Source organism: Rhodospirillales bacterium, from assembly GCA_018666775.1.
Classification (GTDB): domain Bacteria; phylum Pseudomonadota; class Alphaproteobacteria; order SMXQ01; family SMXQ01; genus JABIXC01.
This window is the reverse complement of sequence record JABIXC010000010.1, coordinates 26,489-49,709: the sequence shown is the minus strand read 5'-3', so window position 1 is coordinate 49,709 and position 23,221 is coordinate 26,489. Positions and strand designations below refer to the sequence as shown.

The window sequence follows — 23,221 nt, the reverse complement described above, 5'->3', positions numbered from 1 at the left end:
TCCTTGCGGAAGCTTGTTGATCTAGATTTCCTTGCGAAAATCGTGTGCAGGGAAAACGCCCATGATGTGGATTTTTTCTGAATAGAAGGCGAGTTCTTCTAATGCCAGCTTTACCGATGGATCATCGGGGTGGCCTTCTATTTCGGCATAGAATTCGGTCGAGGCAAAGGTGCCTGCCGCCATGTAGCTTTCAAGTTTGGTCATGTTGACATTGTTGGTGGCAAACCCGCCCATGGATTTATACAGCGCCGCCGGAATGTTGCGGACCCTGAACAGGAACGCGGTCATCACCAAACCATTGTCGGGGCCGGGGTCTTTGGCATCGGCGGCCAGAACAACAAAACGGGTGGTATTATGATCGGCGTCTTCAATGTTGGCGGCCAACGATTCCAATCCATAAATATCGGCTGCCAATTCTGACGCAATCGCTGCTTCCGCAATGTCGCCACGTTCTGCAACTTCGGCGGCAGCCCCTGCCGTATCGGCGTGCACCACCGGCTGCAAGCAATGGTCATGCAGGTATTTCCGGCACTGGGACAGCGCATGCACATGGCTGCGCACGCGAACCAGACTTTCCATGCTGGCACCTTTGGGGGCCAACAGATGATGATTTACCCGCTGGAAATGTTCGCCGATGATCTGCAATTTTGCATGGGGCATCAATTGATGGATATCGGCCACCCGGCCCGCCACGGAATTTTCAATGGGAATCATGGCCAAATTTGCGCGCCCTTCTTCGACGGCGGCGAACGCTTCTTCGAAGGTGGGGCACGCCATGGGCGTCATATCAGGATAGACCTGACGACAGGCAAGATCAGAATAGGCCCCGGACAGGCCCTGAAATGCGATGGAATTTTTGTTAGCCATTATTCAAGCATGCTCCGAGCCCGATCAAGATCGGCGGAAGTATCAACACCAAGGGGAACCGTGTCAACGAAGGCAACATCAATGCGCATACCATTTTCAAGGGCGCGCATCTGTTCCAGTTTATCGCGCAACTCCAATGGGCTGGGGGGCAAGGTCACAAAACGCTCCAGCGCATCACGCCGCCAGGCATACAATCCAATATGGTGCCAGATCGGGCTGGCACCCACCGCCATGGGTTTGCGGGTAAACCCTTTTGCTTGGCATCTGTCTTTTTGAACGGTTTCCTGAATAGGCACGACCTTCACCACATTGGGATTATCATTTTCTGATGCCTCGCCGATTTCGGCAGCCAAAGTACCAATGTCCACTTCCCCGATATCCAAAAGCCCGAGCGCACGGCCGGGCAAATCGGGGGCAAGGGTCGGCAGGTCACCTTGTAGATTGACCACGGCGTCATATTTGCGATCGGGGTCAAGGGTGGTCAGGCATTCATGGATGCGATCAGACCCCGATGGATGATCGGGCCGGGTCAACACGGCTTTTCCACCCATGCCTTTAATGGCATCAACGATTTCGGCCTCTCCCGCTGCCACAACAACCGGACCAATATCGGCCTCAACCGCGCGCCGCCAGACATGGACGATCATGGGCTCACCATTGATATCGGCCATGGGCTTATCCGGCAAACGGGTGGATGCCATCCGGGCCGGGATCAAAACAACGGGGTTAGCGGGCGTTTTCAAGGGTGATGGGGGCATCTGTACCAAAGTGGCTATTAATATGTGGTGTTAAAATATACCCCGAAACCGGGCCTGATACAGGCAGTAATTCTATACGCATTCCCGATTGGACAGAATCGGGGTGAAACGCTAATCTCTTTGCGCCTCAACACGTAATCGGGAAACAAACATATGTCCGCATTTGAGTGGAATAAAATCATCGGGGCCGTTTTGGTCACACTTTTGGTCATCAAGGTTGTGGATTTGGCAGGCGATGGCCTGACTCCGTCGCACCCATTGGCCAAACCGGCCTATTCGGTTCTGGCGGCAACGCCAACAGCTGCCCCAGCGGCCACCAAAGCCGCCAAACCTGTGGCCCAGCTCGCCTCTATTGCGCCGCTTTTGGCCAAGGCCAGCATGGATGCCGGCAAAAAGCTGGCAAAAAAATGCACCACCTGTCATTCCCTCAAAAAGGGTGGCAAGAACAAGGTCGGGCCAATGCTTTGGAACATTGTCGGTGCAAAACAGGCGGGCGGAAAGTTCAGCTATTCCAAGGCCCTGAAAAAATTAGGCGGGAATTGGGATTTTGAAGCGCTAAACCGCTTTATTGCCAAACCCAAAACTTACGCACCGGGCACCAAAATGGGCTTTGCGGGCATCAAAAAGCCTGAAGATCGCGCCGCCTTGATTGCCTATCTCAGTTCCCTTTCGGACCAGCCTGTCACCCTGCCCTAAGATGACAGAAGCGATATCCCTTGAAACCATGAACGGTTTCATCGACCTGGCAGATCGGGCAGCCGACGCGGCGGGTGTGGTTCTCAGCCATTATTTTCGGAGCGCTGCGCTTTCGGTTGAGACCAAGGGCGATTTAAGCCCCGTCACCAAGGCCGACCGCGAGGCCGAAATCGCCATCCGGGCCTTGATCGAAGATGCCTATCCCGATCACGGTATTTTGGGCGAAGAATTTGACTCGGTAAACATTGATGCCGAATTCGTCTGGGTACTGGACCCCATTGATGGCACCAAATCCTTTATCACCGGGAAACCCCTGTTTGGCACCTTGATCGCACTGGCCCAAAATGGCGTGCCCATCCTTGGGCTGATTAACCAGCCGATATTGTCTGAACGCTGGGCCGGGGTTGCGGGCAAGGAAAGCACTTTTAATGGCAAACCCGCCCGGGTGCGCAAATGCAAAAGCATCGATCGCGCCATTCTTTACGCCACCAGCCCCCATATGTTTGTGGGCAAAGATGCCGAAGCTTTTGCCCGGGTTTGCGATCATGTCCAGCATCCCCTTTATGGTGGCGATTGTTATGCCTATGGATTGTTGGCATCGGGCCACACGGACCTGATTGTCGAGGCTGATCTCAAGCCTTATGATTTTGCGGCCCTTGTGCCCATCGTTGAAGGTGCCGGTGGCATCATTACCGATTGGGAAGGTGCACCGTTGACCATTGCGTCGGGGCCAAGGGTGGTTGCCGCCGGGGACCCAGACATCCATGCTCAGGCGCTAGAACTGTTGCGCGATAACTAAAGGACTGTTCATGCAAGATAGGGGCGTGGGAAAGCCTGGATGGGCAAAATATGCTGTCCTTGTCAGCCTTTTTGCCCCCTGTCTGATGGCCTCATTCCCGGCAATTGCCGCAGAACCCGCATCCCATGCCGCCTCGCACGCCATAGCCATGCACGGGAAGCCCAAATACCCGGCAAATTTCCGCCATTATGATTACGTCAATCCATCGGCCCCCAAAGGCGGCACCCTGCGCCAGGCTGCCCTGCAAACCTTTGACACCCTTAACCCCTTTATCCTGAAAGGCGTGCCCGGGGCATTGACCGCCCTGCCCTATGACACGTTGCTGAGCTTTGCCTCCGATGAACCGTTTACCGGATATGGGCTGTTGGCGGAAACCGTATCCTTGGCCCCGGATCGGGGTTCGGTCACCTTCAAACTGCGCAAACAAGCGCGCTTTAATGATGGCACGCCGGTCACGGCCAAAGACGTGGTCTTTACCTTTAATATCTTGATGAAAAAGGGCCATCCGCGCTATCGCATCTATTATGGCGGTGTTTCAAAGGTCGAGGCGCTGGATCGCCTTCGCGTCAAGTTCACCTTCCGTAATAACCGCAATCGTGAACTGCCCCTGATCCTGGGCCAGATCGCCATCTTGCCGCGCCATTATTGGCAGAGCCGCGATTTTTCAAAAACCACCCTGACCCCCCCGTTGGGCAGCGGCCCGTACCGCATTATCAACGTCGACCCCGGGCGGTCTATCACCTATGAACGGGTCAAAAATTACTGGGGGAAAGACCTTGCGGTAAAAACCGGGCGACACAATTTTGATCGCATCCATTTTGACTATTACCGGGATTCCACCGTGGCGCTGGAGGCATTGAAAGGCGGCAATTACGATTTCCGTGAAGAAAACACCTCCAAATTCTGGGCGGCGTCTTATGATTCGCCCGCCGTGCGCCAAGGGTTGCTCAAAAAATTATTTCTGAACCACAATCTGTCTACGGGCATGCAGGCATTTGTATTCAACACCAGACGCGACATTTTTAAAGATGTCCGGGTGCGCAAGGCGCTCGCCAATGCCTTTGATTTTGAATGGACCAACCGGGTGTTATTTTTCGGTGCCTACACCCGCACCAACAGCTATTTTTCAAATTCTGAATTGGCCGCAACCAAATTGCCCGATGCACAAGAACTGGCGCTGTTAAAACCCTTTCGAGGCACCATCCCAGACAGCATTTTTACAAAAGTCTATGCCCCACCCGATACCGGCAGCACCCATGGGGGCCTGCGCCGCAATCTTTTGTCTGCCATCGCACTTTTAAAAAAGGCCGGCTGGATCATCCGGGATGGCAAACTGGTCAATGGAACATCCGGCAAACCCATGACCTTTGAAATTCTGCTCATCAATCCCAGCTTTGAACGCATCGTCTTGCCCTTTGTCGGAAATCTAAAACGCCTCGGCATTGAAGCCAATATTCGCACCGTAGATACATCGCAATACATCAACCGCATCAAGAAATTTGATTTCGACATGATCATCAATGTCTGGGGGCAATCGCTTTCGCCGGGCAATGAACAACGCGATTACTGGGCTAGCAAAAACGCTGATGTGACCGGCGGCTTTAACTATGCGGGCATCCGCGACAAGGCCGCCGATGCCATCATCGAAAAAATTATTCTGGCCCCGGACCGCAAAGCCCTGGTGGCCGCAAGCAGGGCGCTGGACCGGATTTTATTGGCCGGCCATTACGTCATTCCCCAATGGCATATCCGGGGCGACCGTCTGGCCTTTTGGGACAAATTTGGCCGCCCCAAAATAACCCCGAAAATGGGCTATCAGCTGGACAGCTGGTGGCTGGACCGGGACAAAGAAGCTGCCTTAAAAGCCCGGAAAACGGCCGTTTTGGAAGAAGCCAAAATAGAAAAAAGCCCAAAAGATGCCGATAAACCTAAGCCGTGGCCGTGGTTCATCGGTGGCATTTTTGCCATCGCGTTCGTATGGTGGCTTCGGTCCCGAAAACGCCGAAAGAAACAGCCATGATCGCCTATATCATCCGCCGTCTGGGCCTGATCCTGCCCACCTTGTTTGGCATTATGGTGCTGAACTTTGTCATCGTGCAGTTTGCACCGGGCGGGCCTGTGGAACGGCTGGTGGGGGAACTAACCGGGACCAAGGTTGAAGCCACAGCACGGATCAGCAACACCCAGCGCGAAGTAGGCACCAATAAATCCCCATCCCAACAAGGCAGTAGCAAAGACAGTGCCTATCGCGGGGCAAGGGGCCTGGATCCGGCCTTTATCAAAGATCTGGAAAAACTGTATGGCTTTGACAAGCCAGCCCATGAACGTTTTTTCCAAATGATGAAAAATTACGCAACCTTTGATTTTGGTTCCAGTTTCTATCGCGACCGAAAGGTTGTGGATTTGGTGCTCGAAAAAATGCCCGTCTCCATCTCGCTTGGTCTGTGGTCCACCCTGATTATCTATTTGATCTCCATCCCCATGGGGATCGCCAAAGCCAACCACGATGGATCACCGTTTGATTTCTGGACATCATCGGCCATTGTCGTGCTGTATGCCGTGCCTGGATTCCTGTTTGCCATTTTGCTGATTGTGCTGTTTGCAGGGGGGAGTTATTTCGACCTGTTCCCCTTACGCGGGCTGGTATCAAACAATTGGGAAGCGATGAGCTGGCCCGCGCGCATCGTTGATTATTTCTGGCATTTGGCGCTGCCGCTGACCGCACTGGTGATCGGTGGATTTGCCACCCTGACCATGTTGACCAAAAACAGCTTCATGGAAGAAATCCACAAACAATACGTGACCACGGCCAGGGCCAAGGGATTGAGCGAAAAGCGCGTGCTGTATGGCCATGTGTTTCGCAATGCCATGCTGATTGTGATCGCAGGCTTTCCTGATGCCCTGATCGCCATTCTGTTTACCGGCGCATTGTTGATCGAGGTTATTTTCTCCCTTGATGGCATGGGACTTTTGGGATTTGAAGCGGTCATCAACCGCGATTACCCGGTGGTCTTTGCAACCCTGTTTTTCTTCAGCCTGCTGGGCCTGATCATCAACCTGATCCGCGATATCGTCTATGTTCTGGTTGATCCGCGCATCAGCTTTGACAGGGCGCCATGATATGAGCACCCCCACCCCTGATCGTTTTTTCGGCACCCCCATCACGCCGCTGACACGCCGGCGCATTGATAACTTCAAGGCCAACCGCCGGGGCTATATTTCGCTGATCATTTTTCTGGCACTTTTTGTGCTGGGCCTGTTTGCCGAATTCATTGCCAATGACAAACCCATCTTGGTGAAATATGACGGGGCCTATTACACACCCATTTTCAAGGCCTATCCGGAAACGACCTTTGGGGGCGCGTTTCCAACCGAAGCAGATTACAACGATCCATGGCTTGTTGACCATATCGCCAAAAAAGGCTGGATGATCCATCCGCCCATTCCCTGGCACCACAACACCATTGATTATCGCCTGACCGTGCCCGCACCGGCACCACCATCGGCCAGTCACTGGGTTGGCACCGATGATCAAGGGCGCGATCTGTTGTCGCGGCTGATTTACGGGTTTCGCATATCGGTCTTGTTCGGCCTGACCCTAACCGTCATTTCTACCATCATCGGCATCATGGCCGGGGCGGTGCAGGGCTATTTCGGCGGCTGGATTGATCTTGCGGCCCAACGCTTCATGGAGGTCTGGTCCGGGGTGCCTACCCTGTATGTCCTGATCATCATGGCGTCCTTCGTCACGCCCGGGTTTTGGTGGCTTTTGGGGATTTTATTGTTGTTCCAATGGATGGCGCTGGTGTCTGTTGTGCGCGCGGAATTCCTGCGCGGCCGCCAGCTCGATTACGTGCGCGCCGCCCGGGCATTGGGGGTCACAGACAGCGTCATCATCTATCGCCACGTGTTGCCCAATGCCATGGTGGCGACCCTGACCTTTCTGCCCTTTATTTTGAACAGCGCGATTACTGCGCTCACATCACTGGATTTTCTGGGCCTTGGCATGCCGCCGGGATCGGCATCCCTTGGCGAAGTTCTGGCCCAGGGCAAAGCCAACCTTCAGGCACCGTGGATCGGGCTTTCCGGATTTTTTGTCCTGGCCATGATGCTCAGCCTGTTGATTTTTGTTGGCGAAGCGGTGCGTGATGCCTTTGATCCACGCAAGACGTTGGGATAAGCGCCATGACCGTATCGACGCCATCCCCTGAAAAACCATTCGTAGAAATCCGCGATCTTTCTGTTCGCTTTGGGACCAATGACGAAGATGCCGATGCCGTGCGCGGGATTGATCTTTCCATCAAGCACGGAGAGACCGTTGCCTTGGTCGGGGAATCGGGATCTGGAAAATCAGTGAGCGCACTTTCGATCTTGCAGCTTTTGCCCTATCCCACGGCCAGCCACCCAACGGGTTCCATTTTGGTTGATGGCATTGAAATGGTTGGTGCCGACAACACGACCCTTTCAAACGTTCGGGGCAATCGTATTTCCATGGTGTTCCAGGAACCCATGACGTCCCTTAACCCCTTACACAACATTGAACGCCAGATCACCGAAACGCTGGTGCTCCATAATGGGCTGCGCCCCTCTGATGCCCGGGCAAGGGCACTGGAACTGTTGCACATGGTCGGATTACAAGATGCGGAAAACCGGCTTCAGGCTTATCCCCATGAATTATCCGGTGGCCAGCGCCAGCGCGTCATGATCGCCATGGCATTGGCCAATGAGCCAGACCTGTTGATCGCCGATGAACCCACCACCGCTTTGGATGTCACGGTTCAGGCCCAGATTCTTGATCTTTTGATCGATCTGCAAAAGAAACTGGGCATGGCGCTTTTATTAATCACCCACGACCTTCGCATCGTGCGCCACATGGCGGACCGGGTTTTGGTCATGACCGATGGGCAAATCGTCGAACACGGCCCAACCGCCGATATCTTCGATCATCCCACCCATGACTACACCAAACATCTTTTGGCAGCAGAACCCAAAGCCAAGCCCGAACGCGAAGCACGCAACACCCCCATCATCATGGAGGCAGAAAACCTGCGGGTCTGGTTCCCCGTCAAGAAAGGCATCTTGCAACGCACTACCAGCCACATCAAAGCCGTTGATGGGCTTTCCGTACAATTACGTGTTGGCCGCACCCTTGGGGTGGTGGGCGAATCTGGGTCTGGCAAGACGACGCTGGGCATGGCGCTTTTGCGACTGCAACAAAGCGTTGGCAGCATTCATTTTGGCGAACACCAATTGGATGGCCGGCCCGAAAAAGAAATCCGGCCGTTTCGCCGTGAAATTCAGGTGGTTTTCCAAGACCCGTTTTCTTCGCTTTCCCCACGTCTATCTGTCAGCCAAATTATTGGCGAAGGGTTACAAGTCCACCAAATTGGCAGCGATGATGCGGCCCGTGAAACATTGATTGATGCTGCCCTGTCAGAAGTGGGTCTGGATGCCCATGACAAGCATCGCTATCCCCACGAATTTTCTGGCGGCCAGCGCCAACGCATTTCCATTGCCCGGGCACTGGTTTTAAAGCCCAAAATCATCATCCTTGATGAACCAACATCGGCCCTTGATATGTCTGTTCAGGCACAGATCGTCAATCTGTTGCGCGACCTTCAGGACCGCCATGGGCTGGCCTATATGTTCATCAGCCATGATCTTCGGGTCGTGCGCGCAATGGCCGACGAGGTTCTGGTGATCAAGGATGGCAAAATGATCGAATTTGGTCTGGCAGAAGATATCTTCGATCACCCCAAAACCCCTTATACCTTGGCCCTGATGGCGGCGGCCTTTGATCTCAGCACAATCCCCGATTAATTCGGGCATTGTGCCAACAGCAGAAACCTCAATAAAACTGCCAAATAATGGCTTTTCATGCGTAATAATCTTGCGAATTTCGCGTTTTAAAATTTCGCTCAAAGACATAATTAGAAAATTAACTTTTGTCCCTTAAAAAGGATGAACTACTTCTTTTGGCATAGACGCCAATCGCAATGACCCCGGAACCATCAGGGGCAAAAATGGGCAGACCCCCCGCAATCAGGGTCACAAGAAACAGGATTTATAAAGACCCGAGGCAGGGCGAACAAAAGGACAAGGATGATTGGTCTGGTGATTTGATCCACTCGATGTGGGGGGGATCGGAACGAAAGAGAAGACCATGAAACGCTTCTTGCTTCTATTGTTACCCATCCTGATTCTGGCCATAGCACCGGTCAGCCCCGCGCAAGCCGCCGTTTGTCTCGATCGTTCCCGCATGCTGGATACGTTGATTACCGAATATGGCGAACAACTGGCCGAAGTTCGCGAAATCAAGGGAACCGGCATTTTAGAATTCCATGTTTCCAAGTCCGATGGCACCTGGACGGCACTGCTGACCGATTACGAACAATGGTCTTGCGTCTTGGCCACAGGTGAGGGGCTTGTTCCCCCTGGCATCATCACTATCTCTGAGCGACGCATCTAAATCTAAAATGGTTTAGCGTTCGGTAACCGCTGCCGCCATGGTGATACGGTCGGCCATTTCACGCAAATACACAGACCCCGCAATGGTGCGCCCGACCAGAATAGAGCGCTTGTCCCGTTCATCGGGCAGGCGCTTTATCAATTCCAGTTCTTCCAATCGATCAAGGGCGCGGGTAATGGCCGGTTTTGAAACCCGCAATTCCGCCGCCAAGCCACGCACAGTGTGGGGGGGATTGCCCATGTACACCAAAAGGATCACGGCCATTTGCCGCTGGCTGAGGTCTGGGGAATCGGCGCGCACCGAACCCAAAACGGCGCCCCGCCAAATATCAAGGGCCTGATCAAAATCAAGTGCAATGCCCATGGGTCTCTTATCCTTATGCCACTTCACCGCATATTCATTACGGAGCCGGATCAAACTATCCTAAATCAGGAATTTGATCAAGAACTCTGCCTGATCTGAGCCTGATCGGGGCGAAATCAAGAACCAAACCGTTTCACGATCATGGCAAACAACGCCCGCATGCCCTGGGCCTCGCCCCCTTCAGGGCGGCCCGCACGCCCTTTATCATTCCAGCCCATAAAATCGAGATGGATCCAGGGCGTATCCTTTGTGACGAACGTCTCCAGAAACAAAGCTGCGGTAATGGCCCCGCCGTAGCCACCCGGCGAGATGTTGTTGATGTCTGCAATGGCGCTTGAAAGTTTTTCCCGGTAAGGCTGCCACAGGGGCAGGCGCCACAGGGGGTCTTGGGTGGCCATGCCAGCGGCCAGCGTATCTTCGGCCAATTGATCATCATTACAAAACAACGCCCCAATGCCTGTCCCCAGCGCCACCCGCGCAGCCCCAGTCAGGGTGGCAAGGTCGATCAAAAGATCAGGGGAATCTGTGCAGGCCGCATCCAGGGCATCGGCAAGAACAATCCGCCCTTCTGCATCGGTGTTGCCCACTTCGACCATGGTGCCCTTGCGGGTGTTGATCACGTCCATGGGATGATAGGCATTGCCACTGACCGAATTTTCCACGGCGGGGATAAGCACCCGCAGCTGAACAGGTAATTTTGCAGCCATAATCATGCGCGCCAATCCCAAAGCCTGTGCAGCGCCGCCCATATCCTTTTTCATCATTTTCATGCCGGCAGACGATTTTAAATCCAGCCCGCCCGTATCAAAACACACGCCCTTTCCACAAATGGTGACCCGGGGCAATTTTTTACGGCTGCCATGGCGCCAATTCAGATCGATCAATCGGGGGGCCTTGTCTGATGCACGGCCCACGGCATGGATTGCCGGATAGTTCTTTTTCAACAACTGGGCACCGGTGGTGACGGAAAGCTTGGCACCAAATTCACGGGCCAGCGTTTTGGCCGCAGCAGCCAAATCTGGCGGCCCCATATCACCGGCGGGCGTATTGATCAGATCGCGCACCAGAAATGTGGACAGCGCGGCATTCTCTACCAATTTTTGATCCGCCTTTTCCGGGAAAACCAATTGGGCACCCGATTTGGCTTTCGTAACGTAACGATCAAATCGATAACTGCCCAATGCCCAGCCCAGGGCTGCCTGAGCAGCAAGGGTTTTAGACACTGGCCCGGAAAGGGAATAGCTGCCCTTGGGCAACCCGGCAGATGCGGCAGCAAACGCCCAAAGGGTGCCATCATCAATGGCCGAATGACTGCCCGATGTTGGCACCACACCATTGGGGATACCGATAAAAACCCTTTCGAGTTCCCCGTTTCGGCCCGCCATCAGGCTTGTCGTTCCGGGTTTGGCCTGAAAGCCGCTGGCCCGCAGCCAAGCCTTTGTTCGAGCCGGACACCCAGCCCGCCATTTTATAAAATTACCCTCAGCAATGGCCATTAATGGAACCGTGCCTTTTTGTTTTTTCGCAATGAATGCCTTCAGTGTCATCAGACGCCTTTCAACCAGAATATGAACAAACCAAGACTAGCACCTCTTGGATCAAGGGTTCATTTTTTCCCCCTCCCTTGCCATAATTGATTCCCTCGCGTATCAGGAATGCAGATAAAATAAAATCAGACTTATGGGAGCATGCCCGGCAATGGCTGACATTACCTTTGTAATCGCCAACAAAAATTATTCATCGTGGTCGCTCAGAGGGTGGCTCGCTATGAAGTTAAGCGGGCTCGATTTTGATGAAATCGTTATCCCCCTGCGCCAAGCTGACTCCCGAACGGAAATTCTGAAATATTCGCCATCGGCAAAGCTGCCTGCCCTGATCGACGGTGCGGTAACGGTTTGGGAATCTATGGGGATTATTGAATATCTGGCTGAAAAATGTCCCGATGCAGGGCTTTGGCCGAAAGCCCCCGCAGAACGGGCCTGGGCACGGGCTGTGGCGTCAGAAATGCATGGCGGGTTCATCCCGCTTCGCCGCGCCCTGCCGATGAACATGCGCCGCCAAATCCCCGGCATTGAATTAAATGATTTGGTTCAGGGCGACATCAATCGCATTCAGGCCATCTGGCGCGAGGCACAGCGCAGCCATGCCAACGCGTGCGGGGAAGGGCCTTATCTCCTAGGCGAATTTTCGGCCCTTGATGCCATGTTCGCCCCCATTGTCAGCCGTTTCACCACCCATGAAATTCCTCTTGAAGAAGGCGCCATTGCCTATATGGATGCGGTCAATGCGCATCCCTTGATGGTTGAATGGTGTGAGGCTGCCAAATGCGAGCCATGGGTGATTCAGGAATTTGAAATTGACCCCACATCTGGTGAATAAAACCAGGCTCAAGGACGGTGTTTGGCCAGCATTCCCTTTTCACGATAGTAGCGCCGGGCACCGGCATGAAGAGGAATGACCACCCCATTCAGGGCATTTTCAACACGAATTTGCCGCGTTGCAGGCGGCCCCTGATCAAGGATGGCACGAGTGGTGGGATGCCATAAGGCCCGGGTGATGCCATAGACCGTTTTTTCATCCATTTTATCCGATACCAACCACAAAGCCCCAACGGACAAGGTTTCAACGGCTTTCTTGATGCCATAGGTGCCGGTGGGAATAATTGTTTTGGCCAGAAACGGATTGGTGATGCGAATGGCCGCCGTCCGTGTTCTGCGCATGGGTAACAGATTGATGGGCGTTTCATGGCTTAATCGTTCAATGGCGGGTGCAGGAAACCCGCCCACAAAAAAGAACGCATCAATTGTCCCGGCACGAAGCCGGTCCATGGCAGGACCGATCTGGGAATTGACCTGGCGAATATCTTTCAGGGTAATTCCGTAGCCCTGCAAAATACGCCGGGCAATGTTGCGGGTCCCGGAGCCACGAAGATCAAGCGAAATTCTTTTGCCACCAAGATCATCAATGCTGCGAATTTTTGAACTGCGCCGAACGACAATGTGGACGGCTTCGGGGTACAAATTGGCGATGGCCCGAAGGCCCCTGATTGCACCGGATTTTTTAAAAAGGTCTTTGCCATTGGCCGCGAAATACGCCATGTCGGCCTGGGCCAAGCCCGATTCGATTTTGCCTTGAGCAATGGTCTTAATGTTGGCAATCGACCCCCGGCTTGCCTGAGCCACGGCTACAAGGCCCGCGACACCGCATGATCCGCCCCTGCCACAAAGCGTTGCCCCTGACGGGTTGGAAATGGCACTGGCAAGAAGGCCACCAACGGGAAAATAAATGCCGGAAATTGAGCCTGTGCCAATTCGAAAAAATTTCATCTCTTGGGCTTTGGGTGATGAAACACCAAAGCCCAAAATGGCAATACAAACAAAACTGGCAAATAGCCGGAACATAGATAAAAACTAGCCTTTCATAGGACGTGCATTCCAAGTGACCGATGGTTCAAACCCGGCATCGGAAAACAAATTTCCCACAGGGCACCGGTCTTCAGACAAACTCGCCAATCGATCGACACGTTCTGATGGCTCATCGGTTTCAATATCAATAACCAAACTGGCGCCGGAAAAGCGCATGACCTTGTCATTGCCCTTTTTGCCCTCTGTGCGATCCGTGGTGGTGGTTGCTTCGATGGAAATAGCGCCATGGTTAAACCGCATGGCTTCGGCCACTTTAACAATCTGCACCGTCTGGCAGGCCGCAAGCGATGCCGTCAAACAGGCAAGGGGTGAAGCGCCGGTATCATCGCCACCGCGTGGCACCGGCTCATCGGTAATAATGGTATGCCCACCCGCATCAATTTCACAACGCACCTTACTGTTGCACACGGAATGTGCGCTTCGGGTGCTGGAACGTGCTCCTGGTTCCTTTTGTCTGATGGCCATCTTTATGTTCTCCCACGTCCTGATCGTTGGCTTTGCACCTGCCCTACATTCGTTTTATCATAAAGTGACAAAGCCGTCACATGGAACGGCACGGATGCAATCAGACGCTTGCACATTAACGGACAAGGCCCTAAGACCAGTTTAATGGAACCGCTTCTTCATCTTGCCATCATTTGGGCTGGCGTCCTGTTTGCTGTCTTTGCAGCCAAAAAAACGCGCCTGACCCCCGTTCTTTATTTTCTAGCCGTTGGGGCCATTTTGGTCAATTTGGGTATCCTGCCCGAAAACAGTCATCCGTTCATTCGTGGCTTTTCCGAAATTGGCATGATCTTGATCATGTTTGCGCTGGGGTTCGAAGAAAGCACAGAAAATTTCCTGGCTGGCGTCAAACGTGCCTGGGGCATTGCCCTGTTCGGCGCCATAGCACCCTTTTTCACCGCCTATTTTGTCGCCCAATATTTTTGGGCAGACACCAATATGGCCCTCATCTTTGGCCTGACCATGACCGCAACAGCCGTCTCGCTGACCATGGTGTCGCTCAAGGAAGAAGGCTTGCAATCGTCAAATGTCGCCAACGGCATCATGACATCGGCGGTCATCGACAGTGTCAGCTCATTGGCCCTCGTTGCCGTGCTTATCCCCATTGCCACCGGTGCGGGACCAGCCACCTTTCTCGGGGTCAGCCAGATTCTTGGCAAAACCATGGTGTTCTTCTTTGCCATTACTCTGATTGGCGCCTGGGTCTTGCCCCATGAACCCAAAGGGCTGGTTCGCTGGTTTCCATGGCTGGGACGGTTTGGCATCAAGCACATCTTGTCCCTCAGCGAGGGCCAACATGCCACGTTGATTATCCTGACCTTTGCCATGTTTATTGGACTGGCCGCCCACTGGTTTGGCCTTCATCCTGCGGTCGGGGCCTATATGGCAGGCTTGATTTTAAAAGAAGAATATTTCCACACCGCGCCAAAATCAGATCAGACCCCCAATGGCTCTCATTATCAGTTCACCAAGGGCATCATCGACAACGTCGCCTTTTCGTGGATTGGGCCCGTATTTTTTGTCGATCTTGGCACCAAAATCATCCTGAAATGGGATGTCGTGATTTCCGTCATTCCCCAGACAATGGTGTTGTTGGGGGCCATTTTCATTGTCCAGATCGCATCGGCGGCATTGGCCGCACGCTATACAGGAAAATTTGAATGGCGTGAAAGCATGATGATTGGCTTTGGCATGCTGGGGCGCGCTGAACTTGCCTTTGTGGTCATGGACATTGCCTATGTCCAGAATGCCATCCTCAGCGAGCAGGCGTTTTACACCCTGATGTTCACAGCATTCTGGCTGAATGTGTCGGTGCCGGTAACCATTGCCTGCTGGAAACCCTATTATCTGGGAAAGAAGACCTTGATGGGGCGGACGCGTTCCGATAAAGCTGGCCGATAAAGCTGGCCGATAACACTGGCGTATGCGAAAGAAACCTATGAACACAGATAAGACAACCGAAACTGATCCAGATCAGGGGCACGATTTCATCCGCACCATGATCCAGGGCGATCTGGATAACAATCAAGTGCCCGCGATCGTTACCCGTTTTCCGCCAGAACCCAATGGATTCCTGCATATCGGGCATGCCAAATCCATTTGCCTGAATTTTGGCGTAGCAGAAGAATTTGGGGGGCGCTGTCATCTGCGATTTGATGACACCAACCCCGCAAAAGAAGAACAGGTCTATATTGATGCCATCAAGACTGATCTCCGCTGGCTCGGGTTTGATTGGGGAGAACACCTTTTTTACGCATCAGATTATTTTGAACAGCTCTATACCTGGTCCGAACACCTGATTGAGGCGGGAAACGCCTATGTCGATGATTTAAGCGCCGATGAAATGCGCACCTATCGGGGCACCCTGACGGAACCGGGCCGCGAAAGCCCATCACGGGGCCGTGCGGTTGCAGAAAACCTTGATCTGTTCCGCCGCATGCGGGCCGGAGAATTTGACGACGGTTCTCATGTTTTGCGCGCCAAAATTGACATGGCATCGGGCAATATGAATATGCGCGACCCGGTTTTGTATCGGATCATTGCCGCCAGCCATCCGCGAACAGGCGATACCTGGTGCATTTACCCGACCTATGATTTCGCCCATGGCCAATCCGATGCCATCGAAGGCATCACCCATTCTTTGTGTACGCTGGAATTTGAAGACCATCGCCCGCTTTATGATTGGTTGTTGGAAAACCTGCCAACACCCGCTCGCCCCCATCAGACCGAATTTGCACGTCTGAACCTGACCCACACCATTCTTTCAAAACGTCGCCTGATCGCGCTGGTTACCGAAAACCATGTTGCGGGCTGGGATGACCCCCGCATGCCAACTCTGGCCGGTTTTCGCCGGCGCGGTTATCCGGCGTTCGCCATCCGTGATTTTATTGCCAAAATTGGCGTCGCCAAAGCCAACAGCACCGTTGAAGTCCAGATGCTGGAGCATTGCGTGCGCGAACACCTGAACCAAATTGCCCATCGGCGCATGGGCGTGCTTGATCCGCTGAAAGTGGTCATCACAAATTATCCAGAAGGCGACAGCGAAGAACTGGATGCGGTCAACCACCCCAATGATGAAACCGCTGGCACCCGCAAGGTGCCCTTTGGCCGCGAAATTTATATTGAACGTGCAGATTTCATGGAAGACCCGCCAAAGAAATTTTTCCGCCTTGGCGTGGGCCGTGAAGTGCGCCTGCGGTTTGCCTATTTCATCACCTGTCAAAGCGTAGTGAAAGACGACGCGGGCAACGTCACAGAATTACATTGCACCTATGATCCTGAAACCCGTGGCGGCGATGCCCCTGATGGCCGCAAGGTCAAAGGCACCATCCACTGGGTCTCAGCGGCCAAGGGCCAGCGTGCATCCATTCGCCTTTATGACCACCTGTTTGCGTCTGAAACACCCGGCACTTCTGGCGATGCCATGGATGACATCAACCCGGATTCTTTGAGCGTTCTGGAACATTGCATTCTTGAACCCGCCCTTGCGACGGCTGAACCCGGTGTGACGGTCCAGTTTGAACGACAGGGTTATTTTTGTGCAGATCCTGACAGCACACCTGAAAAGCTGGTCTTCAACCGCACCATTGCCCTTCGCGATAGTTGGGCCAAGACCAAAGGCAAATAGGGCTTATCGCTATTTCAAATCCCCGTAAGAAAAAAGGGCCGCCCACTTGGGCGGCCCTTTGAACAAGTTTTGAAATAAACTTTAAGCTTCAGACAGGTTAACAGCCTTGGGGCCGCGCGCATCTGGCTCAATATCAAAATTAACTTTTTGACCTTCGTTCAAACCTGCCATGCCTGATGCTTCGACAGCAGTGACATGAACAAAGACATCTTTGGAACCATCATCGGGAGAGATAAAGCCAAACCCCCGGGTGGTGTTGAAAAATTTTACGGTACCTGTAGCCATGAAAGTATTCCCATAAGTTTATATAACCACGCACGACATGTTGCGTGGCGATGACTTCCTTCACAAAAAATCTAGGAGATAAAGCCCTCGTCAGCCAATAAACAAACAGAAAGCAGGGTCTGCTAAATCTTGCAGCGGTCGTCGTACTTTTAATCTTGCGAGGGTTTCTATAAAATTACAACGAATATTTTGGCGCGCCCCTTAACCTGCGTCTTATAATAACGGGCATTCAAGCCCTGTCAGGAGGAAAAAACCATGGATTCCCTTACTGTAAGCGGTTATTCGCGCAGGCCCCCGCATGTTATTGCCGATGAAAAAGGGTTTTTTAAAAAAGAAAGCCTTGAGGTTGAATTTCACATTGCGACTCTAGCGCCGGAACATAATGATGAAATGGCCGCAGGGCGATGGAACATGACGCTGTCCAGTGCCGACACCATGATCGCGCGGTCGACCAAGGAAGGTGTTGATTACGTCATGTTTATGCAGGCCGAAGAAGGGCTTGGGGCATACCTGATCGGACAGCCGGGAATCACATCGGTGGAAGACTTGCGCGGCAAACTTTTGGCCGCTGATCCCGTTGATTCCAATCTGGATGTCATCCGCATGAAGATCATGCGCGAACACGGCATGATGGAAGATGACTACACATACGAAATCATCGGCAACACACCAAAACGCGCAGAAGCCTTTCTGGAAGGCCGGGTTGCCGCAGCCATGCTGACGCCGCCATCATCAGACAAGATTATCGCCAGCGGTGGCGTCCTTCTGGCAGATGGCGATGACTATGTTCCCAATTGGCCATTGGCCTGTGGCTGGAGTCTCCGAAGCTGGGTTGAAGAAAATCGTGAAACCGTGGTGCGGTTTATCCGGGCGTGGTCTGCATCGTGTGACTGGCTTTTGAAACCTGAGAACAAGGCCGAAACTATCGACATCCTGATGCGCCAGCAAGGGCTCACCCAGGAACGCGCCGAACATGCGTACGTTCGCGTTGTGCCCAAAGGGTGCATCAACCCCGATGCCATCCGCCAAAACATGGAGCTTAGGATCGAGCTGGGGTTATATCCGCCACCCCACCATTCAGCAGAACAATTCTACGATACCAGCTACTGGTGCGAAGCCACGGGCCTGACTGCACCCGCAGCCGGCGGCAAACCAAAAAATGCCGCCTGAAGTTTAAACGTTTGCAGCGCCTTTGATTAAACGCCAAAGACGCTGTGGGGTCGCTGGCATTGGCACAGACCGAATACCCAAAGGTGACAGGGCATCCATCAATGCGTTGGTGACCGCAGGCATGGCCCCAACGGCACCCGCTTCACCTGCGCCTTTTGTGCCCAATGGATTGGTCTCGGTCGGCACCGGGTTAGTCTCCACCCGCATGTGGCTGAAATCTGTGGCCCGAGGCATGGCGTAATCAAGAAACGTTGCGCTGACCAACTGGCCGTCATCATCGTAATTGATGTCTTCCTTTAAAATCTGGCCCAATCCTTGAGCAATGCCGCCATGGATTTGGCCATGAAGCAGCTTGGGATTCATGACCAAGCCCACATCATCCACCACGTTGTAATCGATGGGCTCAATCGTCCCTGTTTCGGGATCAATTTCTAATTCTACCACATGGCACCCATTGGGGAAGTTGGCCACGGTGGCTTTGCGCACAGCACTTTCCATCAATCCCGGCTCCATGCCTTCGGGCAAGTTTTTGGGCAACGGTGCCGCTTTGGCAATCTCTTTGATGGTGAGGGAGCGGTTAGACGCACCGCTTGAAAAAATGCCATCTTCAAAGGCGACCTCATCTAGGTCCACTTCCAGCAAATGCGCTGCAATTTTGGTGGCCTTTGCCAAAACCTTATCCACCGCCATATTCAGGGCAGAACCCCCATGGGTCGCCGAACGCGATCCACCGGTGCCATGGCCAAATGGGACCTTGTCCGTGTCTCCCCAGACATAATTGACATCATCCATTTCCAGCCCAAGACGGTCACACACCAATTGCTTGAACACGGTTTCATGGCCTTGGCCCTGGGTCACGGAACCCGCCAGAATGCTTGCCGTGCCTGAGCGATCAAAGCGCAATTCCATGCCTTCAATGCCCGGCCCTGCTGCGCGTTCAATGGTATTGGAAATACCGATGCCGCGCAGTTTTCCCCGGGCACTTGATTCTGCACGACGGGCTTCAAAGCCTTTGTAATCGGCAAGCGCCAGGGCCATATCCAGATTTTTCTCAAATTCTCCGGAATCATAGGTCTGATTAAGGGCCGTTTTAAAGGGCATCGCATCGGGTTGAACGGTGTTGCGACGACGCAGGTCCACCGGATCCACCCCCAAATCATCCGATGCCGCATCAATCATATGTTCGATCACAAAAGCAGCCTCTGGCCGACCGGCACCCCGATAGGGCGACGTTGGGTTGGTATTGGTGAAAACACCCGTCACATCCACATGGATGGCAGGCGTCGTATAAACACCCGCCATAGAGCCAATGTTGTTGATGGCCGGGTTGGGCGTGCTGTTGGTAACATAGGCGCCAAGCCCCGCAATGGTCTTCACCCGGAGCGCCAGAAAATTATAATCGGCATCAAGGGCCAGCGCCCCATGGGTGACATTGTCACGACCATGGGTGTCGCTTAGAAATGATTCGGTTCGTGTCGCTACCCATTTTACCGGGCGGCCTGTCAATTTAGACGCCAACAGGCACAACGGCCCTTCCGCATAAATATTGGATTTCATTCCGAAACTGCCGCCAACATCTCCGGCAACAATGCGCACCCGGCTTTCGGCAACCTTAAGCACCCGGTTGGCCAATTGAGACCGATATGGGTGCGCGCCTTGCAACGTTGTATAGAGGGTGTAGCTGTCAAAGGACGGGTCATACGTTCCCACCGTTGCCCGGGGCTCCATGGCCGATGCCGTCACCCGGTTAATGACCATATCGCGTTCCACCACATGGGCTGCAGTTTCAAAAGCAGCATCCACCGCCTTTTGATCACCGGCTTGGTGAACAAAAGAAATATTGTCGGGGCAATCATCCCAGACCCGGGGCGCATCAGGATCAAGGGCTGCTTTGGTGTTGGTGACCGATGGCAATGCCTTGTACGCCACATCAATCAATTCCGATGCATCCTGAGCCTGAGCAGCAGTTTCGGCGACGACAAAAGCAACGTAATCCCCAACCCGGCGCACCCGATCCGCCACAAGGGGAAAAATCTGGGTCTGATACATATCAGACCCATCACGGCGCTTCAGACCCTTGGCATTGGGAAGATCACCAAACCCCGAAGCCGCCCAATCATCATGGGTGAGCACAGCCAAAACGCCGGGTGCTGCCAAGGCCGCCTGCTTATCAATGGAAAGAATTTCTGCACTGGCATGAGGGGAGCGTAAAACGCAGCCAAACACCATCCGGGGCAGTTGCACATCATCAACATAGCGGCCGCCGCCTCTTAAAAGGCGCTTGTCTTCTGCCCGCCACACCGGCTGTCCGAGTGCATATTTCCCCATCAAACTCTCCCATTTTTCAAAATATGTTTATTTAATACGAATATACGGAACCCGCCCCATCTACAAGAGAATGCGCCCATCCCTGCGGGTATCAACACAATTGGGGGCAAGGTTGCCCCAGTTGTCGCAAGTCGTTCTTAATTAATCACAAGCAAATGTTAAGCACTAAACGGCTAAAATCTAGGGAATTTCCAGTGCATGAGGCACCGGAATCAAAGCAGATGACAAAGCACAAATGGCTCACTGAGTTATTCAATGCCTTGCCAATCTTGGGAAATAACTGCGTGGCGTTAAAACAACCCATTGCAAAAATAGCAACGCTGGCCGTGCCGCTTGTCCTTGTGGCGGCCCTTTGGGCTTTTACGCCCGAGCGATCCCCTTTGATTGCGACTCTATTGGGTGTGGGCGCTTTGCTCTGGGTCGGTACGGTATACTGGTTTTCTGCCACGAACAAACGCCGCGAAACCGAATTGCAACTGAATTGTGAAAAACTTTTGCTGCAATGTGCAGAACTCGAAGATACCAACGATCGGGTCAACAAAGAGGCAAATGATCATGCCGTCATCGCCGAAGAGCTGTTGCTTGCCCGGGACAAAATTAAAGAAAGCGAACGCCAATACCAGACATTGATGGAAGTGGTCTTTGTTGGAATTTGCCACATCACGCCGGAGGGAAAGTTGCTTTATGCAAACCCACCAGCCCGGACCTTTTTCGACATTGATACGATTAACTGGCTTGATGGAAAGTCTTTAGGAGCCATCGCCCGGCCAGAATTTTCCGAAACACTATTGAAAACCCAAAGACAGTGGCGGGATGGCAATGTGGCTGCCTGTGAAGTGGCATTGGCAAATGATGGCATTGATGATGACAGTGATGATGACAATGAAACATTCATCAAATTTTTAGGCACGCCCATTTTTGATGCCAAAGGAAAACTTTCCAGTATCCTTGTCACCCTGTCCGACATCACCGAGCGCAAACACAATGATGCCATAAAATGGAAAATGGCCCATACCGATCCCTTGACGGGCCTACCCAACCGCCAGTTGTTTCATGACCGCCTGGAAGATGCTGTCAAGAATTCCACCCGTTCCGGCATGGGCGGGGCCTTGTTATTTCTCGATCTTGATAAATTCAAAGAAATAAATGACAACTTCGGCCACCCCATCGGGGATGAACTGCTCAAGACCGTCGCCAAAAATTTACACAAGTCCGTGCGTGATACCGATACAGTCGCGCGGCTTGGCGGCGATGAATTTGCCATTATCCTGACCAATCTGGCAGACAACGCCCCTGTGCATAGGCTGGCCGACCGCATTGTTAAGGCGATTTCAGAACCCCACATTGTCAGTGGTTGCTATCTCCAAGCGGGCACCAGTATTGGTATTTCTTTTTTCCCCCATGACAGTGGGGACCCCGATGAACTGATCCGCAAGGCGGATCAGGCGCTTTATCATGCCAAGGATGAAGGCAGGAGCTGTTATCAAATTTATGACAATGCACTGCATTCCCGCATCACCGAACAGGAAACAATGGAAAATGAATTGCGTCTGGCCATCGCACGCCAAGAATTCCTGATGCACTACCAGCCCCAATTTGACACCAATACTCAAAAATTAACCGGCGTCGAATCGCTGATCCGTTGGAACCACCCAGGCAAGGGGCTTGTGCCTCCCGGCGCATTTATTGGCATTGCAGAAAATAGCGGGCTAATTATTCCCATGGGGGAATGGATTTTGGAAGAGACCTGCCGCCAAAACAAGGCATGGCAGGAACAAGGGCTCCCCAAAGTCCCGGTGAAGGTCAATATATCCGCCATCCAGTTTGAGAACGCCGGGTTGGTGGATAGCGTGAAAGCGGCACTCACCAAATCCGGCCTTGATCCGCAATGGCTTGAACTGGAAATCACCGAAAGCATGACCTTGTCGGGCGGCGTCCATGACATGGATCAAATCATCGCAATGCTTTGGGATTTGCGTAATATCGGGGTCAGCCTTGCCATTGACGATTTTGGAACCGGGTATTCATCGCTTAGCTACATCAAACAATTCCCGATCCAGCATCTGAAAGTTGATCAATCGTTCATCCGAGGCATGGTTGACGACGCCCCCACTGAGGCCATCACCAAAACCATCATTGATCTTGGGCATTCTCTAAACCTTAAAGTCATTGCCGAAGGCGTGGAAACGCAGGAACAACTGGATTGCCTCCGTGCTTTTGGCTGCGACGAAGTGCAGGGTTATTATCTGGCAAGACCTTTAACGCCTGAGAATTTTGTCAAATTAGCATCGCAAAACAAGCCCCAGAGTGATGCCGCCCAATAGAGGTTAATCTCACCGGCATTTCCAAAAATGTAGCTTCATCAACCCAAAAATTGCGCTAATATCGCGATACATTCCGTTTTGCCCGACGCGGCGACAGAGAACCTTG

General features: G+C 53.0%; 20 protein-coding genes. 12 read left to right on the top strand and 8 right to left on the bottom strand.

What is annotated here, in order from left to right; all coding sequences use genetic code 11:
* Positions 1-21: 21 nt before the first annotated feature.
* The gene (locus HOJ08_05370; GenBank protein ID MBT5672863.1) at positions 22-867 is read right to left on the bottom strand and encodes a prephenate dehydratase; all 846 of its coding nucleotides are present in this window, start codon (positions 865-867) and stop codon (positions 22-24) included.
* A complete protein-coding gene (locus tag HOJ08_05365; protein ID MBT5672862.1) occupies positions 867-1,625 on the bottom strand; it encodes a 3-deoxy-manno-octulosonate cytidylyltransferase in 759 nt (252 codons plus the stop codon). Before HOJ08_05365 ends, HOJ08_05370 begins: the two co-directional genes overlap by 1 nt.
* A 153-nt stretch (positions 1,626-1,778) precedes the next feature.
* Here HOJ08_05365 and HOJ08_05360 point away from each other — a divergent pair, with 153 nt between their 5' ends.
* The 7 genes from HOJ08_05360 to HOJ08_05330 all read left to right on the top strand — a co-directional run bounded on the left by HOJ08_05360 (position 1,779) and on the right by HOJ08_05330 (position 9,589).
* A complete protein-coding gene (locus HOJ08_05360) occupies positions 1,779-2,321 on the top strand; it encodes a cytochrome c family protein (protein ID MBT5672861.1) in 543 nt (180 codons plus the stop codon).
* A gap of 28 nt (positions 2,322-2,349) precedes the next feature.
* Positions 2,350-3,120, top strand: coding sequence for a histidinol-phosphatase (hisN, locus tag HOJ08_05355; protein ID MBT5672860.1), 771 nt, complete (start codon positions 2,350-2,352; stop codon positions 3,118-3,120).
* Between the two features lie 85 nt (positions 3,121-3,205).
* The gene (locus HOJ08_05350) at positions 3,206-5,140 is read left to right on the top strand and encodes an ABC transporter substrate-binding protein (protein MBT5672859.1); all 1,935 of its coding nucleotides are present in this window, start codon (positions 3,206-3,208) and stop codon (positions 5,138-5,140) included.
* Entirely contained in the window at positions 5,137-6,240 is a 1,104-nt protein-coding gene (locus tag HOJ08_05345; protein ID MBT5672858.1) for a microcin C ABC transporter permease YejB, read from the top strand. The genes HOJ08_05350 and HOJ08_05345 overlap by 4 nt, the downstream gene beginning before the upstream one ends.
* A 1-nt stretch (position 6,241) precedes the next feature.
* Entirely contained in the window at positions 6,242-7,300 is a 1,059-nt protein-coding gene (locus HOJ08_05340) for an ABC transporter permease (GenBank protein ID MBT5672857.1), read from the top strand.
* A 5-nt stretch (positions 7,301-7,305) separates the two neighbouring features.
* Positions 7,306-8,940, top strand: a complete 1,635-nt coding sequence (locus tag HOJ08_05335) for an ABC transporter ATP-binding protein (GenBank protein MBT5672856.1) — start codon at positions 7,306-7,308, stop codon at positions 8,938-8,940.
* Positions 8,941-9,283: 343 nt separating this feature from the next.
* Positions 9,284-9,589, top strand: coding sequence for a hypothetical protein (locus tag HOJ08_05330; GenBank protein ID MBT5672855.1), 306 nt, complete (start codon positions 9,284-9,286; stop codon positions 9,587-9,589).
* 12 nt (positions 9,590-9,601) lie between these two features.
* On the opposite strand, the gene HOJ08_05325 is transcribed toward HOJ08_05330, so the two are convergent.
* Complete coding sequence (locus HOJ08_05325; GenBank protein ID MBT5672854.1) at positions 9,602-9,952, bottom strand: MarR family transcriptional regulator; 351 nt, start codon at positions 9,950-9,952, stop codon at positions 9,602-9,604.
* Positions 9,953-10,068: 116 nt separating this feature from the next.
* Positions 10,069-11,448 carry a leucyl aminopeptidase family protein gene (locus HOJ08_05320; GenBank protein ID MBT5672853.1) on the bottom strand — a complete coding sequence of 460 codons (1,380 nt, stop codon included), beginning with the start codon at positions 11,446-11,448 and terminating at the stop codon, positions 10,069-10,071.
* 202 nt (positions 11,449-11,650) lie between these two features.
* Here HOJ08_05320 and HOJ08_05315 point away from each other — a divergent pair, with 202 nt between their 5' ends.
* A complete protein-coding gene (locus tag HOJ08_05315) occupies positions 11,651-12,331 on the top strand; it encodes a glutathione S-transferase family protein (protein ID MBT5672852.1) in 681 nt (226 codons plus the stop codon).
* Positions 12,332-12,339: 8 nt separating this feature from the next.
* Here the strand turns inward: HOJ08_05315 and HOJ08_05310 are convergent, their stop codons facing one another.
* Together HOJ08_05310 and HOJ08_05305 are read right to left on the bottom strand one after the other, a co-directional pair.
* A complete protein-coding gene (locus HOJ08_05310) occupies positions 12,340-13,353 on the bottom strand; it encodes a TAXI family TRAP transporter solute-binding subunit (protein ID MBT5672851.1) in 1,014 nt (337 codons plus the stop codon).
* 9 nt (positions 13,354-13,362) lie between these two features.
* Positions 13,363-13,842: an OsmC family protein gene (locus tag HOJ08_05305; GenBank protein MBT5672850.1), complete on the bottom strand. Its 480-nt coding sequence runs from the start codon at positions 13,840-13,842 to the stop codon at positions 13,363-13,365.
* A 144-nt stretch (positions 13,843-13,986) separates the two neighbouring features.
* Here HOJ08_05305 and HOJ08_05300 point away from each other — a divergent pair, with 144 nt between their 5' ends.
* Both HOJ08_05300 and HOJ08_05295 read left to right on the top strand, forming a co-directional pair.
* The gene (locus tag HOJ08_05300) at positions 13,987-15,282 is read left to right on the top strand and encodes a cation:proton antiporter (protein ID MBT5672849.1); all 1,296 of its coding nucleotides are present in this window, start codon (positions 13,987-13,989) and stop codon (positions 15,280-15,282) included.
* A 37-nt stretch (positions 15,283-15,319) separates the two neighbouring features.
* A complete protein-coding gene (locus tag HOJ08_05295) occupies positions 15,320-17,008 on the top strand; it encodes a glutamine--tRNA ligase/YqeY domain fusion protein (GenBank protein ID MBT5672848.1) in 1,689 nt (562 codons plus the stop codon).
* 81 nt (positions 17,009-17,089) lie between these two features.
* Here HOJ08_05295 and HOJ08_05290 read toward each other — a convergent pair whose 3' ends face one another.
* The gene (locus HOJ08_05290; GenBank protein MBT5672847.1) at positions 17,090-17,293 is read right to left on the bottom strand and encodes a cold-shock protein; all 204 of its coding nucleotides are present in this window, start codon (positions 17,291-17,293) and stop codon (positions 17,090-17,092) included.
* 255 nt (positions 17,294-17,548) lie between these two features.
* Between HOJ08_05290 and HOJ08_05285 the strand changes: the two genes are divergently transcribed.
* Positions 17,549-18,463, top strand: a complete 915-nt coding sequence (locus tag HOJ08_05285) for an ABC transporter substrate-binding protein (protein MBT5672846.1) — start codon at positions 17,549-17,551, stop codon at positions 18,461-18,463.
* Between the two features lie 3 nt (positions 18,464-18,466).
* Here HOJ08_05285 and HOJ08_05280 read toward each other — a convergent pair whose 3' ends face one another.
* A complete protein-coding gene (locus tag HOJ08_05280) occupies positions 18,467-20,791 on the bottom strand; it encodes a xanthine dehydrogenase family protein molybdopterin-binding subunit (protein MBT5672845.1) in 2,325 nt (774 codons plus the stop codon).
* Between the two features lie 284 nt (positions 20,792-21,075).
* On the opposite strand from HOJ08_05280, the gene HOJ08_05275 reads away from it, so the two are divergent.
* Positions 21,076-23,115, top strand: a complete 2,040-nt coding sequence (locus HOJ08_05275) for an EAL domain-containing protein (GenBank protein MBT5672844.1) — start codon at positions 21,076-21,078, stop codon at positions 23,113-23,115.
* Positions 23,116-23,221: the final 106 nt, after the last annotated feature.

Coding starts and splice junctions, on each gene's coding strand:
- HOJ08_05370 (MBT5672863.1), bottom strand. CDS start 867: ATGGCTAACAAAAATTCCATCGCATTTCAGGGCCTGTCCGGGGCCTAT.
- HOJ08_05365 (MBT5672862.1), bottom strand. CDS start 1,625: ATGCCCCCATCACCCTTGAAAACGCCCGCTAACCCCGTTGTTTTGATC.
- HOJ08_05360 (MBT5672861.1), top strand. CDS start 1,779: ATGTCCGCATTTGAGTGGAATAAAATCATCGGGGCCGTTTTGGTCACA.
- hisN (MBT5672860.1), top strand. CDS start 2,350: ATGAACGGTTTCATCGACCTGGCAGATCGGGCAGCCGACGCGGCGGGT.
- HOJ08_05350 (MBT5672859.1), top strand. CDS start 3,206: ATGGCCTCATTCCCGGCAATTGCCGCAGAACCCGCATCCCATGCCGCC.
- HOJ08_05345 (MBT5672858.1), top strand. CDS start 5,137: ATGATCGCCTATATCATCCGCCGTCTGGGCCTGATCCTGCCCACCTTG.
- HOJ08_05340 (MBT5672857.1), top strand. CDS start 6,242: ATGAGCACCCCCACCCCTGATCGTTTTTTCGGCACCCCCATCACGCCG.
- HOJ08_05335 (MBT5672856.1), top strand. CDS start 7,306: ATGACCGTATCGACGCCATCCCCTGAAAAACCATTCGTAGAAATCCGC.
- HOJ08_05330 (MBT5672855.1), top strand. CDS start 9,284: ATGAAACGCTTCTTGCTTCTATTGTTACCCATCCTGATTCTGGCCATA.
- HOJ08_05325 (MBT5672854.1), bottom strand. CDS start 9,952: ATGGGCATTGCACTTGATTTTGATCAGGCCCTTGATATTTGGCGGGGC.
- HOJ08_05320 (MBT5672853.1), bottom strand. CDS start 11,448: ATGGCCATTGCTGAGGGTAATTTTATAAAATGGCGGGCTGGGTGTCCG.
- HOJ08_05315 (MBT5672852.1), top strand. CDS start 11,651: ATGGCTGACATTACCTTTGTAATCGCCAACAAAAATTATTCATCGTGG.
- HOJ08_05310 (MBT5672851.1), bottom strand. CDS start 13,353: ATGTTCCGGCTATTTGCCAGTTTTGTTTGTATTGCCATTTTGGGCTTT.
- HOJ08_05305 (MBT5672850.1), bottom strand. CDS start 13,842: ATGGCCATCAGACAAAAGGAACCAGGAGCACGTTCCAGCACCCGAAGC.
- HOJ08_05300 (MBT5672849.1), top strand. CDS start 13,987: ATGGAACCGCTTCTTCATCTTGCCATCATTTGGGCTGGCGTCCTGTTT.
- HOJ08_05295 (MBT5672848.1), top strand. CDS start 15,320: ATGAACACAGATAAGACAACCGAAACTGATCCAGATCAGGGGCACGAT.
- HOJ08_05290 (MBT5672847.1), bottom strand. CDS start 17,293: ATGGCTACAGGTACCGTAAAATTTTTCAACACCACCCGGGGGTTTGGC.
- HOJ08_05285 (MBT5672846.1), top strand. CDS start 17,549: ATGGATTCCCTTACTGTAAGCGGTTATTCGCGCAGGCCCCCGCATGTT.
- HOJ08_05280 (MBT5672845.1), bottom strand. CDS start 20,791: ATGGGGAAATATGCACTCGGACAGCCGGTGTGGCGGGCAGAAGACAAG.